Source organism: Paenibacillus sp. VCA1 (genome assembly GCF_031583795.1).
GTDB classification, from domain to species: Bacteria; Bacillota; Bacilli; order Paenibacillales; family Paenibacillaceae; genus Paenibacillus_AQ; species Paenibacillus_AQ albilobatus.
Genome location: NZ_JAVLSX010000001.1, coordinates 750905 through 767273, shown reverse-complemented (window position 1 = coordinate 767273; position 16369 = coordinate 750905). Strand labels below are relative to the sequence as shown.

Annotated in this window: 14 protein-coding genes and 1 other annotated feature; of the genes, 4 read left to right on the top strand and 10 right to left on the bottom strand. The window is 54.9% G+C overall.

Features of this window, described 5'->3' with window-relative positions; all coding sequences use genetic code 11:
- Positions 1 to 39: 39 nt before the first annotated feature.
- The 5 genes from RJP21_RS03320 to bcp all read right to left on the bottom strand — a co-directional run bounded on the left by RJP21_RS03320 (position 40) and on the right by bcp (position 4761).
- Positions 40 to 1563: a DHA2 family efflux MFS transporter permease subunit gene (locus RJP21_RS03320; RefSeq protein WP_310858089.1), complete on the bottom strand. Its 1524-nt coding sequence runs from the start codon at positions 1561 to 1563 to the stop codon at positions 40 to 42.
- Complete coding sequence (locus tag RJP21_RS03315) at positions 1556 to 2011, bottom strand: MarR family winged helix-turn-helix transcriptional regulator (protein ID WP_310858088.1); 456 nt, start codon at positions 2009 to 2011, stop codon at positions 1556 to 1558. Before RJP21_RS03315 ends, RJP21_RS03320 begins: the two co-directional genes overlap by 8 nt.
- A gap of 262 nt (positions 2012 to 2273) precedes the next feature.
- Positions 2274 to 3548, bottom strand: a complete 1275-nt coding sequence (locus RJP21_RS03310; protein WP_310858087.1) for an ABC transporter permease — start codon at positions 3546 to 3548, stop codon at positions 2274 to 2276.
- Between the two features lie 29 nt (positions 3549 to 3577).
- Positions 3578 to 4045 carry a MarR family winged helix-turn-helix transcriptional regulator gene (locus RJP21_RS03305; protein WP_310858086.1) on the bottom strand — a complete coding sequence of 156 codons (468 nt, stop codon included), beginning with the start codon at positions 4043 to 4045 and terminating at the stop codon, positions 3578 to 3580.
- Between the two features lie 254 nt (positions 4046 to 4299).
- Positions 4300 to 4761, bottom strand: a complete 462-nt coding sequence (gene bcp / locus RJP21_RS03300; protein WP_310858085.1) for a thioredoxin-dependent thiol peroxidase — start codon at positions 4759 to 4761, stop codon at positions 4300 to 4302.
- Between the two features lie 183 nt (positions 4762 to 4944).
- Here bcp and RJP21_RS03295 point away from each other — a divergent pair, with 183 nt between their 5' ends.
- Positions 4945 to 6003, top strand: coding sequence for an LCP family protein (locus RJP21_RS03295; RefSeq protein WP_310858084.1), 1059 nt, complete (start codon positions 4945 to 4947; stop codon positions 6001 to 6003).
- Positions 6004 to 6076: 73 nt separating this feature from the next.
- A complete protein-coding gene (locus RJP21_RS03290) occupies positions 6077 to 7393 on the top strand; it encodes a glutamate-1-semialdehyde 2,1-aminomutase (protein WP_310858083.1) in 1317 nt (438 codons plus the stop codon).
- Positions 7394 to 7478: 85 nt separating this feature from the next.
- Here the strand turns inward: RJP21_RS03290 and RJP21_RS03285 are convergent, their stop codons facing one another.
- Positions 7479 to 8093 (bottom strand): VanZ family protein, encoded by a 615-nt coding sequence (locus RJP21_RS03285; RefSeq protein WP_310858082.1) that lies wholly within the window; start codon positions 8091 to 8093, stop codon positions 7479 to 7481.
- A gap of 225 nt (positions 8094 to 8318) precedes the next feature.
- Positions 8319 to 8618 (top strand) — a binding site (T-box leader).
- Between the two features lie 244 nt (positions 8619 to 8862).
- Between RJP21_RS03285 and trpS the strand changes: the two genes are divergently transcribed.
- Positions 8863 to 9873, top strand: a complete 1011-nt coding sequence (gene trpS / locus RJP21_RS03280; RefSeq protein WP_310858081.1) for a tryptophan--tRNA ligase — start codon at positions 8863 to 8865, stop codon at positions 9871 to 9873.
- A gap of 67 nt (positions 9874 to 9940) precedes the next feature.
- On the opposite strand, the gene RJP21_RS03275 is transcribed toward trpS, so the two are convergent.
- Complete coding sequence (locus tag RJP21_RS03275; protein WP_310858080.1) at positions 9941 to 10831, bottom strand: LysR family transcriptional regulator; 891 nt, start codon at positions 10829 to 10831, stop codon at positions 9941 to 9943.
- A 185-nt stretch (positions 10832 to 11016) separates the two neighbouring features.
- Between RJP21_RS03275 and RJP21_RS03270 the strand changes: the two genes are divergently transcribed.
- Positions 11017 to 11931 (top strand): NADP-dependent oxidoreductase, encoded by a 915-nt coding sequence (locus RJP21_RS03270; RefSeq protein ID WP_310858129.1) that lies wholly within the window; start codon positions 11017 to 11019, stop codon positions 11929 to 11931.
- A gap of 112 nt (positions 11932 to 12043) precedes the next feature.
- On the opposite strand, the gene RJP21_RS03265 is transcribed toward RJP21_RS03270, so the two are convergent.
- From RJP21_RS03265 to RJP21_RS03255, 3 genes are all read right to left on the bottom strand, one after another.
- Positions 12044 to 13303 carry an SGNH/GDSL hydrolase family protein gene (locus tag RJP21_RS03265; RefSeq protein WP_310858079.1) on the bottom strand — a complete coding sequence of 420 codons (1260 nt, stop codon included), beginning with the start codon at positions 13301 to 13303 and terminating at the stop codon, positions 12044 to 12046.
- 74 nt (positions 13304 to 13377) lie between these two features.
- Positions 13378 to 14976: a response regulator gene (locus tag RJP21_RS03260; RefSeq protein WP_310858078.1), complete on the bottom strand. Its 1599-nt coding sequence runs from the start codon at positions 14974 to 14976 to the stop codon at positions 13378 to 13380.
- Positions 14977 to 14993: 17 nt separating this feature from the next.
- Complete coding sequence (locus RJP21_RS03255; protein ID WP_310858077.1) at positions 14994 to 16355, bottom strand: ABC transporter substrate-binding protein; 1362 nt, start codon at positions 16353 to 16355, stop codon at positions 14994 to 14996.
- Positions 16356 to 16369 lie beyond the last annotated feature (14 nt).

The window sequence follows — 16369 nt, the reverse complement described above, 5'->3', positions numbered from 1 at the left end:
CCGTTGCTTCCTGATATTGCAAGAAAAACTACATTACCATTAACCTTTGGCGTTGACGGTTTTGCCGACGTTTGGCGTTTCCGTTTTTTCCGATTTCATGTTCTCGTCCTGCGGCTTGGTTTTTTTGATGAAGAAGGCCAAAACCAGCGAGACGGCGCTCAGCCAGGTGGCAATCACGAACGCGTCGTTGATGCCGTGGACCATGGATTGGGCGGTCAATGCCCCCATTTGGGCTTTATCGGTCGCTTTGGCGACGCCGGCTTTAAGCCCTTCGGTCACGTAATGCTTCGTTTGCGAAGTCATGACCGTCACGAGGATGGCCGTACCGATCGAACCGGAAATGGTCCGCAGCGTGTTGGACATCGCCGTACCGTGCGCGTTCAGGCTGCGCGGCAGTTGGTTGAGACCCGCCGTTTGGATCGGCATCATCATCAGCGACATGCCGAACATGCGGATCGTGTAGATCGTGATCAGATGCGCGTAGGTCGTCTCTACGTTCAAACGGCTGAATTCATACGTCATGTAGGTCGTGATGGCCAGGCCGATGACCGAAAGCCATCTTGCGCCGATTTTATCGAAAATCGCTCCGGTAATCGGCGACATGATCCCCATCAGGATCGCCCCCGGCAGCATCATCAGGCCGGACTGCAGCGGCGTAAAGCCGCGGATGTTCTGCAGGAACAGCGGCATCAGAATCATGCCGGCATACATCGCCATCGTGACGATCACGTTAATGAGCGTTGTCAATGTAAACATGTTGTATTTGAAAATGCGGAATTCGAGCATCGGGTTTTTGGACACGAGCTGCATCCATACGAACGCGATCAATGCCACCGTGCCGACCGCAAGCGACCAGATGACCTGCTGGCTTCCCCAGCCGTCCGTGCCCGCGTCGCTGAAGCCGTACAACAGGCCGCCGAAACCGATCGTCGATAAAATAACCGACACTGCATCGAATTTCGGTTTGGTAACCCTGGTTACGTTTTTCAGGAAGAAAACGCCGATCAGCGTGGCCAACACGGCAAACGGAAGAATGACGTAAAACAGGACGCGCCAGGAATAATGCTCCACGAGGTAACCGGAAAGCGTCGGTCCGATCGCCGGGGCGAGAATCATCGCGATCCCCATCATCCCCATCGCGGAACCGCGTTTTTCGATCGGGAAAATGTTCAGGAACACGACGGTCATCAACGGCATCAAAATGCCCGCTCCCCCGGCCTGGATCAGCCGCCCGACCATAAGTACTCCGAATGACGGAGCCAGGGCGCAAATCAGCGTTCCGATCGAAAACAGGGTCATCGCCGATATAAACAACTGACGGGTCGTGAAACGTGCGATCAAAAAGGCGGTAACCGGAATCAACACGCCGTTGACGAGCATGTAACCCGTGGTGAGCCATTGTCCCGTCGCGGCTTGGGTAATTCCGAGGTCTTCCATGATTTTAGGCAGGGCCACGTTCATGAGCGTCTGGTTCAAAAACGCCACGAAAGCGCCGATGAGCAAGGCGGCGATAATCGGCCCTTTCTTTATATGCTCAAATGACTGAGCTTGGCTGCTATTCATATGTCTTTCTCTCTCTCCCTTTTTCGGTTAATAAGTCGATAATCTGCCGATGCGTCCGCAATAAGTGGCACCGGTCCTCTTCCCGGATATGTAGCAGAGGTTCAAGATAGTCTTTGCAAATGGCTTCCGTCCGTTCCCGCAGCTCATCCCCTTTCTCTGTAATGCGCAGCGTAATCGACCTCCGGTCCGCTTCGGAGCGTTTGCGTTCCACCATGCCCGCCTTGACGAGCCGGTTGACAACGCCGCTGGTCGTGCTGTTGCCAATAAGAATAAAATCCGCGAGCTCGGTGAGTCCGATATCCGGATGCTTCCGAAGCGTTCGCAGCACTAGATATTGAATCCAGGTGGTTCCAAGCATATCCGCGTCCTTCCAGAACATCTGATAGAAGCTGAGATTCACTTGGCGAAAAGAGTACAGCAATTCGATAATTTGTTCCTGCGAATTCAACAACCGTCACCCTGTTTCATCGATCTAATATTTCGCATACGAATTAGTTTAATGCCAACATGTTTTCATGTCAATAAAAATATACGAATAAATTTACATATGTATTTCATGTTAATTTCAAAAAAATCCTGAAAAATGTTATTCCGGTTTAGACATGACTTCTTCCGGCGAAAAACTCTTTATATACAAAAAAAGCCGGTCTCGGGCAACCGCTGAAACAGCGGTTCGAAGATCCGGCTGGCTTGATGAACGGACATAAACATCATTCCGCGGCCAAAGCGCCCATTTCCCGCCCGTTGGATGCGTTCTTTTCATGCTTCTCCTGATCGGCAGCGCCTTTTTTGTCTTTGTTATGAGCCATAATGACCTTGGCCCCGCAAAGGAACAGGAACATGATCAGGTAAGTCACGATATATTTAAGCGCCGTACCGAGCCCGGCTTCCATGTGGCCGCCGTAATAAAACAAAGCGCGGAAGCCGTCCACCATATACCGCGTCGGCAAAAACGAACTGAGCGCGCGGTGGAATTCGGGCAGCGTCGTGACGGGAAACGCGCCGCCGCTGCCGAAAATCCCCATGATGTTGACCGGAAACATCGCCAGCATTCCCCATTGGCCGAGGAACAGGCTGAGCATTTTGAATAAGAAAGACATCGTGAGGGAACTTAACAACAGGAACAAATAAATCCGCCAAAGGCTTGCCGTATGCACGCTGCCGAATACGCCGAATATGAAGATCATAATAACCGTGGTCACAAGCACCGACGTGATGGCCCCGAGCAGAAATTCGGTCAGCAGCTGTTTGACACGGCTGAGCCGATGACCTTTGCTTCTCATGCCTTCGGCGATTTTGCCCACGTAGCCGTGGATCATGTTGACGCCGAGCAAGCCGCTGATCGATGAGATCATGACGACGACGAATGGCGTCATCCCCTTATTGATTTTTCCCGTCAGACCCAAAGCGTTGACGGTTGTCGCCTGAACCGGGTTGTCCAGAAGCGATGTCGCTTGCGGCGACACCTCCAGGCCAAGCTTCGTCATGCCCGCCTTGATCTGTTGGCTTACGCCGGTATTTACGGTAGAGGCCACCGTTTGCAGTGCGTTCGTAGCGACGGACGAGGCAAGCTGTCCGCCCGCTTCGTTAATCAAAATTTCCATATGCGCAGGTTTTCCGCCGGCTTGTCCGGTCATCAGCGATTTCTGCACGCCCGCCAGCGAAGCGGAGTAGTCGGCCGGGATGACAAGCGCCCCGTATGCCTTGTTGTTTTTAATTTCTTCGACGGCTTTTTCCTTGCTCGACTCGATCGTCCATTTAAAGGAATGGCCGTCTTGCGTCTCGATCAAATGGTTCATGATCTGTTGCCCCATGTTCACCGAGGCGGCCCCCTGATCCTCATTGACCACGATCAGCGGAAAATCCGTTAATCTTTGCGTCGGCCCGCCGAATACGGGCAAATATATGCTAAGCATGCAAAGCATGAGGAAGGCGGTGCACCATACCGGGAACCAGGCGATTTTCACCTTCAATAGCCTTTTCAAAATAACACTTCCCTTTTATTGATAAAAATTTACGGGTTGGGCGTATCGTTCGATTCCGCATCCAACTTGCGATTCATAATCCGCATCATGACGTACATGACCTCGAGATCATCCTGGCTGAGCTTCTTGAACAGGTCGGATGCGAAGGCATGCTCGAACGGAAAAGAGGAAACGGCATGTCCTTCATCGGTCAAGCTGATGAAATGGCTTCGCAGATCGCTCGGATTCTCCATGCGGGCAACCAGCCCCCTTTTCTCCAGCGAATCGACCAAATACGTGATGGATGCCGCCTTCAGCTTCAAGTGGCCGGCCAAATGGCTCGACAGACATGCGCCGCCCCGTTCAATGATGTTCAAAATAAAAAACTGGTTCAGGGACAATTCATGCTTGCGCAAATGATCCATCAAGGCACGAATGCGCTGGCCAGTCATTTTTCGGGACAGCTCGCTATATACATCAAGTAACATATCCACCGTGATTTCAGGCTGTTGATCCATACGCAATGCTCCTCTTTCCTAATCGGAATAATTCTATTATACTTCGAACATTCTAAATTGTAAATGGATAATGATGTGTTTACATTTGTTTTCATTGGAAAATAGCTGTGAATTAATTCGAATTTTCTAAATTCACGCCATGGATTGTTTCTTGAAGCTCATCACCTTGAACTTGGCGGAAAGCGCAAAAACCCCGGCCCCTCCGATCATGGACACGGTGCTGTGGAGCCGGGATTTTGGAATTTTTCGGGCGATCAGCCCAAAGCGGCCAGAACGTCCTCGGTATGGCCTTTCACTCTGACATTGCGCCATTCCTTCAGCAGCTTCCCTTCTTCGTCAATGAGGAAGGTGGAACGGACGATGCCCATATATTCGCGGCCGTACATCTTTTTCAGCTGCCATACGCCGTACATCTCGCTCACCCGGTGGTCCTCGTCGGACAGCAGCAAAAACGGCAGGCCGTATTTCTCCGTAAACTTGCCGTGGGATTTGACCGGATCGGGACTGACACCTAGTACCACCGCGCCTTTAGCCTCCAAAATAGGGTGCGAATCCCGGAAGCTGCAGGCCTCCTTCGTGCAGGCTTCGGTCATGTCTTTCGGATAAAAATACAAAACGACCTTTCGTCCGCGAAAGCCGCTTAACGTTACGTCTTCGCCGCTGGATGCCGGAAGGGTAAAATCAGGAACCTCTTGTCCGATCGTCAGCTCCGCCATATTCGTTCGACTCCTTTCGACAAGAATTCCATGCCGACATGCTCGGATACAGAATCTTGCAAACTTATGCCAAATTGATTGTATTGTCAAAAAAAATTATAATAAATGAATCCTTAACCTACAAATGTCGAATTGTACAGCTAAAGCCTCCTTTATTCAGGATAATTGAAAGGAAGAGAAGGAATGACTTCAAGGAAGAAAGCGATATTGTGGATTATAGCCATCATTCTGGTAGCTGTGATCGGCTACGCGGCATATTATTTTACTTCGATTTACAATGGTCTGCAGGGTTTGCAAAAAACCGGCGAAGCTTCCCCTTTTAAAAACGTCACCCCCGTGGAAACGAAAGTTCCCGAGCCTCCCAAATGGGAAGGCACCGAGCCCGTAAATATCCTTCTCATGGGCGTCGACGCGCGAGGCATCGCCGAAGGCGAGATTCCCAGGTCGGACAGCATGATGGTCGCTTCCCTTGACCCGGTCAAAAAACGGATTCATTTGTTCTCTATTTTGCGCGATACCTACACGGATATTCCGGAGCACGGAAAAGATCGGATCAACACCGCGATCACCCACGGCCCGAACACCGCGATGAAAGCGGTCGGCGATTTGCTCGGCATTCCGATCCAATATTACGTCTATACCGATTTCCAAGGCTTTATCAAGCTGGTGGACGCGGTAGGCGGCGTCGACTTTTACGTGGAAAAGGATATGTATTACCCGAGCGCCGCCGACAAACACGAATACGACATCGACCTGAAAAAAGGGATGCAGCATCTCGACGGCAAAACGGCGCTGCAGTATGTCCGTTTCCGCCACGACGCGACCTCGGACTTCACCCGGACCGAGCGCCAGCGCGCGTTCCTGAAAGCTGTCGCCGAGAAAATGCAGTCCACCACCTCCATCATGAAGCTTCCGGATATTTTGGAGGGAGTCAGCCCTTACATCGATACCAACCTGTCCGTCAACGACATGTGGAAGCTGGCGACGGTCGGCTATAAAAGCCAAATGGCCGGCAGCGAGCAAATTCCTCCGATGAAGCTGCTGAAGGAAAGAACCATCGGCGGAGCGGCCGTGCTTACCGTATCCAGCGAATCGGCGCTGAAGGACTACATTAAAGGCATTTTCGATAAACCGACCCCGATTCAAGTCTCAAGCGACGGGCAAACCGAGTCGAAAACGAACAATACAAGCACGCAGGACACTCCGAAGGACAAAAGCGGCAGTACGGGCAGCAGCGATTAACCGGCTGCCCGCCGCTTTTTCTAATGGAGGATTTTGCAAAAGTCCCGAATGAAGAAAGGAAGTTGAAATCAACATGAATCGTTCTCGTTCCGAGCAGCTTTACCAGGAAGCACTTCAACACATCGTCGGCGGCGTCAACAGCCCCTCCCGTTCGTTCAAGGCGGTAGGCGGCGGGGCCCCCGTATTTATGAAACGGGCCAAAGGCGCTTACTTCTGGGATGAAGACGGCAACCGCTACATCGATTATTTGGCGGCCTACGGTCCGATCATTACCGGACATGCCCACCCTCACATTACGGCGGCCATCACGCATGCCGCGGAAAACGGCACGCTGTACGGCACGCCTACCGAACTCGAAATCCAATTGGCCCGGATGCTCAAGGAAGCCATCCCTTCGATGGACAAGGTCCGTTTCGTCAATTCCGGCACGGAAGCCGTCATGACGACGATCCGCGTCGCCCGCGCCTATACGGGGCGCAGCAAAATCATCAAATTCGCCGGATGTTACCACGGCCACTCGGATCTCGTGCTGGTGGCGGCAGGCTCCGGTCCTTCCACGCTAGGCACGCCGGACAGCGCCGGCGTTCCGTCCAGCATCGCGCAGGAAGTCATCACGGTGCCCTTCAACGATTTGGACGGGCTTCGCAAAGCGCTCGATACCTGGGGCAAAGACGTCGCCGCCGTCATGGTCGAGCCGATCGTCGGCAACTTCGGCATGGTCATGCCGAAACCGGGTTTCCTCGAAGGGCTTTGCCAAATGGCGCATGATAACGGCTCGCTGGTCATTTACGACGAGGTGATCACCGCCTTCCGCTTCCATTACGGTTCGACCCAAACGTTTGCCGGTCTTGCCAATCATGAAGCGATCAAACCCGACCTGACCGCCCTCGGCAAAATCATCGGCGGCGGGCTGCCGATCGGCGCTTACGGCGGCAGCAAGGAAATCATGGAGCAGGTTGCCCCGCTCGGCCCGGCTTACCAGGCGGGCACGATGGCCGGCAACCCGGCTTCGATCGCGGCCGGCATCGCCTGCCTGGAAGTGCTGCAGGGCGAAGGCGTTTATGAGGAAATGGACCGCCTCGCGGCCAAACTCGCGGACGGGCTGCAGGCATCGGCCGACCGTTACGGCGTTCCGCTAACGATCAACCGTATCCGCGGTTCGCTGTCCACCCATTTCTGCGATCATCCCGTCACCAATTACGATGAGGCGCAGGATACGGACGGCGAAGCATTCGCCGCTTTCTTCCGTCACATGCTGGATCGTAACGTCAACCTGGCGCCGTCGAAATACGAAGCCTGGTTCCTGACGACAGCCCATACGGAGCAGGATATCATCGATACGCTTGAAGCGGCCGATGCTTCCTTCCGCGAAATGTCCAAAAGCAAATAAAAGGCGCAAAACGGCTTCGGCCCGAAGCGTGCCGCCTACTTAAAAGAGCCGTCCCGAAAGGTCCTTGGACCCGGGACGGCTCTTGCTATGTTTTTTTAGTACGTTGATTCGCGTTCCCCTGCGCCCCATGCTTCAAAATAAAATACAGCACTAGGTACACGGCATACCCCAGCACCCCTCCGGCGGTATTCATGATGATGTCGTCGACGTCAAAGGTGCCGATAAAAAGCGCCAGCTGCAGCGATTCCAAAGCCAGGCTGACGCCAAAGGAAATCAGGATCACTTTCAGCGGCGACATGGAACGGATCCCGCAAACCAAAGGCAGCAAAAATCCGAGCGGCATAAACGCGGCAATATTCCCGAAAAAGTTAATGAAGCTCGTGCCGTTCCCCAAGTTACGGAGATAGCCGCTGATCTCCCGAAGCGGTACGAGATTCCCTGCCGCCCGGAGCCGGTCCGCAATCATCCCCGGATGCATGACGTGATCGATCAGCTCCCGCAAATAATAGACCGGGCTTATGCTTCCGAACTTGAACAGAATGATTTTGACGAGCGCATATAGATAAACGATGAACAGCAGGATTACGCCCACCTTGATCGCCGCGTAGGCCGGATGGTCGTCCGACGGACGGGCTCCGTTATCGTTTCTTTCGTGCCTTTCATGGCCGTATGGTTGATGATGCCGATATTCGTCGTACATGGGCAGTACCTCCTTAAAATGCTTCTTTCGCTAATGGCGCGCCTGACCGCGCCGTCTCGGCGTTGGCGATATCGTCATTCGCCGTTTTCTATTTTCTGATTCCAAGGATACGCCTCAGGTCTTAGCTATTTTTCAAATAAAAATAAAGAATCCTAAAGAATACTGTTTTTTCAATGGCGGATCGGCCTATTCCCTTTTGCCTGCAAATGCGTTACAATGGTTACCATATTCGCGATGATGAAGAAGAGTACGCGGACAGCGAGCCTCAAGAGAGCCGGCGGGTGGTGCAAGCCGGTGGCGGCGTGCGCGGAAGTGGGCTTCGGAGCGACCGGTCTGAACAAAGCCGCTATTGGGATCGCGGCGTAAGTAGGACGGGCGGCATGTCCCCACCGTTAACCGGGGCAGGGTATCGAAGAGGCGCAAAATGAGCTGCCGAATCCGTACCTGTTAAGAGGGCTGCAGGTTACTTTTATGCAAGGCAGCCAAACAAGGTGGCACCGCGAAGCTGACGGCTTCGTCCTTGGAAAGCGATATGTTCGGAGTTGAATCTCCGGCATCTTGCTTTTCCCAGGACGAGGCCTTTTTTGACGTCGGAACAGACAGCTTCAGGGAAACAATTTCGGTCATTTTCGGGATCGCGGACTGCCGCTTGGAGAACACCATTCATTTAACAGATGATTTTTCAAGGAGGTGATGGCCATGGATGACGGCTGGTGGTGGCAAGGCAAACGAACGGATGTTACGAATATAACCTTGAGGAGGAATTCCTATGACAACCCTATCCCCTGTTCCAACCCAACGGGAGATCGTATTAACCGGGGACCGCACGACCGGAAAGCTGCATCTCGGCCATTACGTCGGCAGCTTGAAAAATCGCGTGCAGCTGCAAGAGCGATACGAAACCTATATAATGCTCGCGGACGTACAGGCGTTGACGACCCATTTTGACAGGCCGGCCATGCTTGCCGAAAGTGTCCGCCAGGTCGCGCTCGACTACTTGTCCGTCGGCATCGACCCGGAAAAGTCCACCATCTTCGTACAGTCGATGATTCCCGAAATCGCCGAGCTAACGGTCATTTTTTCGATGTTCGTCACGGTCAGCTCGCTGCGTCATAACCCGACCGTCAAACATGAGGCCAAGGAACGCGGCTATGACGATTTGTATTACGGCTTTCTTGGATATCCGGTCAGCCAGGCGGCGGATATTGCCGCCTTCAAGGCGTCGCTCGTTCCGGCGGGCGAAGACCAGATTCCCCATATCGAGCAGGCGCGCAAAATCGTGCGCCGCTTCAATGAATTGTACGCCCCGGTGCTGGTGGAACCCGAAATTCTTGTCGGCGAGCGGTTAAACGGCCTGGACGGCGGCAGCAAAATGAGCAAAAGCCTCGGCAATGCCATCAGCCTGGACGCTTCCCCCGAAGAGGTGTCCGCGCAAATCCGCAAGGCGAAAACCGACCCGGCACGCATTCATAAAACTGATCCAGGCCATCCCGATGTATGCACGGTGTTCGGATACCACTGCATTTTCCGAAAAGAAGGATGCGAGGAAATCCGGGAAAACTGCATGAAGGGACGGCTCGGCTGCGCCGCCTGCAAAGCGATGGTTACCGAAGCGATCGAGGAAGTGATGAGGCCGGTGCGCGAACGGCGCGAGCTCTACAGGCACCGTGAGAAGGACATCAACGAAATCGTCATGAGCGGCACCGCCAAGGCGCGGGAGGCAGCCCGTCGGACGATGGGCGAAGTGCGCGACGCGATGGGGATCGACTATTTCAAATAAGAAAAATAAAGGGATGCCCGCGGTCGGTTGACGACTTGGGCATCCCTTTATTAAAGCCATGACAAATTTACGGTTTTAAATTCGGATTCGGCGCAAAACGCTGCACGATAAAATCGCGAAATTCCTTTGCCGCCGCCGAAAGGTACCGATTCTTCGCCCAAGCGATTTGATAGGTGCGGAGACACTCCGGCTCTTCGATCTCCAGAACGTGAAAAGGAGCGTCGAATTTTTCCAATAACGTCTCCGGCAAAAAAGCAATGCCGATTCCGGCACGCAGAAAATGCCCGACCGCGGAATGCTCATCCACCTCGCAGACGATGTTTGGCGCAAAGCCGGCTTGCTTGCAAAATTCATCCGTCATTTCCCGAAACGGGTTCTCCGGCCTGATGCAAATAAACGGTTCTTCCGCCGCTTCCGCCAAACGGATGCTGCCGCGGCCCGCAAATGGATGCCCAAGCGGAACGGCCAGCATAATCCGTTCCGTCAAAAAGGCTGCCCCCTCGATGTCCGGCTGCTGAACGGGCGGGAACGTAATGCACAGATCCAGCTCCCCCCTGCGCAGCTTTTCGGTTTTCTCCGCTTCCGAAGCCTGGGATATGTGCAATTTTGCGCCGGGACGGCGGGCGATAAAGTCGCCGATCGCATCGGAAAAACATTTATGCGTCGTCGTGGCCACGTAAACGCGCCCCCGCTCAAGCCCCGCCATATCTTCTACTTCTTTCCTTCCATCCTCCAGCGCCTGCAGCGCGGTTTCAACCTTTCGCAAAAACGCTTTGCCGTAAGCGTTCAAACGGATTTGTCTCCCTTTCCGGTCAAACAGCGGCACGCCCACGTCCTCTTCCAGCCTGGAAATCGTCTTGCTTAACGCCGGCTGGGCAATCCGCAGCTCCTCCGCCGCTCTGGTCATATGCTCCAGCTCCGCTACCTTCCGAAAATACTGCAACTGCAAAAGCTCCATCCCATTCGCCTCGCTTATATACTAAAGGTTATTAATAAATATGATTATATATATTATTCATTATGTATTATTCATTATAAAATAGAACCTGCAGCAATGCTATGGCTTGACGACAACTTGCAGAAGACGGCCTCGCCGGATCAGATAAGAAAGAGAAAGGCGGATGATGAAGAATGAGCAAACAAATGAAAGCGATGGCTTTTTATTCGACCGGATCGCCCGATGTATTGCAACTCGTAAATTTCGATATTCCGGAAGCCGGTCCGGGAGAAGTAAGGGTACGCGTCAAAGCGGCCGGCGTCCAGCCATTTGATACCGCGGTTCGCAAAAACGGATGGGCTCCGCCCGGCCATCAGATCAAGACTCCTCAAATTCTCGGCAATGAATTCGCGGGAACCGTCGATCAAATCGGCGAAGGCGTCACGGAGTTCGCCCCTGGCGACGAGGTGTTGGGCTGGGCTGTTCTTTCGTGTTACGCGGAGTATGTGGTCGTTCATGCGGATCAAATCGTTCGTAAGCCCAAGAATATGCCGTGGGACGAAGCCGGCGCTTTTACGGCAGGCGGGTTGACCGCGTACACGGCATTAAAGGAGCTCGGCGTGGGGCAGGGTGACACCGTCCTGATCCATGCCGCCGCGGGAGGCGTCGGATCGGCGGCGGTGCAGCTTGCAGCCTTGTGGGGAGCCACCCCGATCGGCACGGCCAGTCCGCAAAATCACGACTATGTTCGCTCATTAGGCGCCATCCCCGTCGCCTATGGGGACGGTCTTGCCGAACGGGTGCGCACCCTGGCTCCGGGCGGCGTGGATGCCGCGCTGGATGCCGCCGGGGAAGACGCCCTGAGGGCCTCCGTCGATCTTGTGTCCGATAAAAACCGGATCGGTACGATCGTTTCCTTCGAGCTTGCCGGACAGCTAGGAGTTCGCATGATCCGCAATCAGCGCTCGGCCGAACGTTTGGAGCAGCTTGCCGACTGGTACGAGCAGGGAAAACTCCGGGTTCATATCCGGAAAACGTTCCCACTCGAGCAAGCCGCGGATGCGCATCGCGAAATCGAGCAGGGCCATGGCCGCGGAAAAGTCGTTCTTATCGTCGAATAGGACGGGAAAAACATTCATCGACGGCGTACCCGATAGAAGCAAACGCCTTTCATAATAAAAACCAGCTGCATTCGGCCGAATGATGACCAAATGCAGCTGGTTTTTGCCGTTATTATGGATTGATGAATACCGTTCTAAGCTTGATTACATATTGCACGTCCAGTCCCAGGCCTTGCGCAAGGGCCGCAATCGGCACGTAGGTTTTCGACTCTTTGCCCACTTTGTTCAGGAATGCCGCCGCATCGATCGGAACATCCTTGCCGTCCACTTGGACCGTTTTGGATCCGATCGTGATCACGACCTTATGTCCTTGGTGCGTGATCGTCGCGCTCGAAGTTTTATTGTCCCAGGTGGACATTGCTCCGATCGCATCGACGATATCCTTGATCGCCACGAAGTTCAGGTTTTCGCGAATCACCGGTTTGTAAGGCGTGTTCAGCTCTTTTCCGCCCACATATATCCCCATTGGGGTTCCCGCTTCATGCACCGCAAGTTTTGTATAGCCGCCCCAAATCGTTTCGGAGAACACCTTGGCTATCGCTTCATAACCGAGCTGGTTCGGATGGAAATCATGATCCTTGATCATATGGGTCATCGTGCCTTCCCCGCCGACGAATTCCTTGGCGACATGGGCCACCTTCACCTGAGCCCCTTTCGCCGCAAAACCCGCGGCCATTTGGTCGATGACGCCGGTAAAGGCTTCGGCCGCTTTGCCAAGCTTCGGATACAGCGCTTTGTCCGCAATTTCCGGCAACGGCTGGTACTGATCGGCGACGACGATAAGCGCGTCCGGATTCAGCTCATGCAGGTCGGTCACGACTACGCCGACGCTGTCGGTATACAGCTTGAACAGCTCCTGCAAGGGCGTCTGCAAGTCGGCTTCGCTCATCTTGCCGGCGGTCGTCAGCAGCTCGGACATGTCGTTGCCGCCGATCGTGATCGTAATCGCATCCGCGGTTTCCAGAGCCGCTTTCGTTTCTGCCGCTGCAGCGCCGATTCGGGCCGCGCGCGGGTCGGGCAGCTTCGGCTGGATGTCGTCGGCCGAGATTGCCTGCCCGTTTTTAACCGCTTCCACAAAGTTTTGCAGACCTTGGCTTTTCAGGCCGGCGATGCCGACGTTGACCGTTTCCGCGCGTCCGTGCAGCAGCGCCTGCTCTTGAAGCCGGTCGACGAATCCGTAAGGCGGCTCTGTCCCGCTTTTGCCCGGTTCATACCCGACCGTCAACGAGTCGCCCAGGGCCACGATCCGGTACGGCTGCTTCGTTCCCGCTTCCCCGGCATCCGGCGCGGCCGATGCCGCCCCCAGCAGCATGGTAGACATCAGAACCGCGGCGGACAACGCCGATATGTACTTTTTAAATGGCTTGCGCATTGAATCACTCCTTCTCGCAAATGAAAGCCCTTGCTCCGATCGGTGCAGGGCTTCTTTCATTTTACCATCTTCTGCTAAACGGGGTAACTGCTTTCTTCTCGGTATTCGGACGGCGTGCGTCCCGTCGTTTTTTTGAACACCTGCGTAAAATACTTCGGATCCTGATAGCCGACCATCGACGCGATTTGATAGACCTTGACGCCCGTATTTTTCAGGATGTATTTGGCCTTTTCCATCCGGCATTCGGTCAGGTACTCCAGGAAGGTGTAGCCCGATACCTGCTTGAACAGCGTGCAAAAATGGCTGATGCTCAAATCCACCACCTCGGCCACCTCTTCGATGCCGAGATCCTTGTGGTAATGGTTCATGATGTACAGCTTCGCCTTTTCGATCAGCGAGCGGCCGTCCTCCTTGGCCTGGCTTCGCCTGCTTTCCTCCATTTGCCGGGCTACGGCATTCCTCAATAAGCTGATCGCTTCCTGCAGATTTTCCGCCTCATGAAGCGCCTGCAACAAGCCGTCCAGCGGCCAATCCGCCAGCAAATTCGCGTACTCGAGCTGCCTGTAGAGGACGACGGCGATTTCCACAAGGAGCCGCTCGGCCGTTTCTTTCGCAGCAGCATGGCGTTCGATGTACAGCTTCAAATCGTCAAACGCCGCCTCCATCCGCTGCAGGTCCAACGTGCGGGCGCTTTCCAGCAAGTCGCTCTCGACCTGTTTCGGATACTTCAGATCCGTCGGCCGGGCTTCGTTCGGCCGCTCCTCCCGCTCGGCGAAAACTCCCTCCCGCTCGGAATAAAACCGCTGGTACAGCGCCTGCGTGGCGCTCCGGTACGCTGCGCTCAGCTGCCCGATCCCCTTGAAGACGCGGCTTATGCCGACAGAACAGCTCAGCTTGGCGTACTTCTTGATCTGAAGGATCAAATCATTGCCTTGACGAACATGATCCGTTCCGCCGACTGCCGGAAACACGACGATCCATTCGCCGCTGTGAAACGGAAATACGGTCAGCGCCCCATGCTGCAGCGACCATTCCTCCAAAATGTTCCGGACGGCAAACAGCCATAAGCGCTTCTCGTCAGGCAGCCACTGTTCGTTCAAGCGGAGAAAGCGGTCAAGCTGCACGACGGCCATGACATAGTCCTGCTCAAGCTCGCTGTTTTCCATCCACTGCATATGCCCGAGCGGCCGGTCGTTGCCTTCGATCCATTCCGAAAACATCCGCTCGCGGGCCATTACGGACAGCGCTTTGACCGAATGGAGCAGCCGCTCGTTTTCCGCGCGGGCGTCCAGCTGGGCCGCCGCACGCTGAAGCATGCCGGTCAGCTCTTCATGGTCGATCGGCTTCAGCAGGTAATCGAACGCCCCCTGCCGCAGCGCCTCCCTCGCATATTCGAATTCGCCGTATCCGCTGATCACGATGAAGATCCGCTTCGGGTTGCCGGACAGCACTTCCTTCATCAACGCGATCCCGTCCATTCCCGGCATGCGAATGTCGCTGATCACCATCTCCGGGGAATGCTCCCCGATCAGCTTCAGCGCCGACTCCCCGTTGCGGGCCGTTCCGACGACGGTAAGCCCCAGCTCCTCCCAGCCGATGGCGGCCTGAAGGCTGCGGAGAATGATCGGCTCGTCATCGACGAGAATCACTTTATACTTGGCCGCTGTCCCCATCTTGCCTCCCCCCCTGTTCACTTTGCGGCGGAGCTGCGCCGCAGATTCCAATACTGCCGCAGGGAATCATCCAATCGGACCAGCGCATCCCCGGGAGCCGTCTGCCCGTTGATCACTTCCTCCACGACGGCCAGGAACGACCATTTCACCTCCGGCGAAAGGATGTTGTCGTACGGCGCGAACGTCCGCGCCGGCTGCTCCATCAATCCCGTCACCTGGGTAAAAACCGCACCCGTTTGCCGCGTGTCGAAATCGATCCGCATGGACGGAATGCGCAAGCCTTCATAGACGATCCGTTTCTGCACGTCCTCGGAATAAAACGACTGCATCAGCTCCAGCGCCGCCTTCTGCTGTGCCGCCGTCAAGTTCGAAGAAAGACCGATGCCGAACGTATAACCTCCGGCGATCGATCGCTCCCCGCCCGGGTGAAGCGCCGGAAACGGAAGGACGCCCACTTTGTCTTGAAACTCGGGCGGAGCTTTCTCGTTGTGGAACAACGTGATGTCCCAATTCCCGTTCAAATACATCGCGGCTTTGCCGTGCGTGAACAGGTCGATCGCTTCCTCAGTCGACAGGCTGTTCGGCGACGGCCCAAACGCCCCTTCCTTGCCCCATTCCGCGAGCTGCTCGAATGCTTTTAAATACCCACCGTTGTCAAAAACGGCCCCTGCTTCCCCCTGAACGATCCCGTCGATCTGGTTCGGGCCGCTGAAGCGGTCCATCAAATAATGCGCAAACACCGCCGCCGGCCACCGGTCCTCATTCCCGAGCGCAAACGGGATGTACCCGTTTTCCTTCAGCACCTTCACGGCCTCGTTTAGCTGAGTAAGCGTTTCCGGAAGCGCCAGGCCCAACTTGTTGAAAATTTCCGTGTTTACGTACAGCGGCTCCGCGTTGCCTTCGATCGGCAGGCCGTAGATCCGCTGATTGTAGGTCCACAGCTTCAAATCCTTGAATTCCTTCTCCAGATGATTGTTTTTCACGAATTCGGTCAGGTCCATCAGCCGGTTGGACCGGATATACGGCTCGATCTCCGCCCCGCCGAACAAAACGAACATATCGGGCGGCGTGCCGGTCACCATTTCGCTTTTCAGCTTCTGTTCCCGGTGGATCGTCTGGTCCATGCCCTCGAAATTTACCTTGACGTTGGGATGGCTGCTTTCGTACTGCCGGACCACATCCTCGAAAATGTTCAGCATCGGGCGGTCATGCTCGGCGATCCAGAAGTGGCGGAAGGTCAAGGTCGTTTTTTCCGCGGTTTCCTCCTCGATCCCGCCGTGATTGCTCCTGGCCACCAGCGTCACCGTAACGGTAAGCACGGCCGCGTACAGCAGCGCCCAGCTCCAGTTCAGCCATTTTTTCACCCGCACACGTTTCACGCTCATTCCCCCTT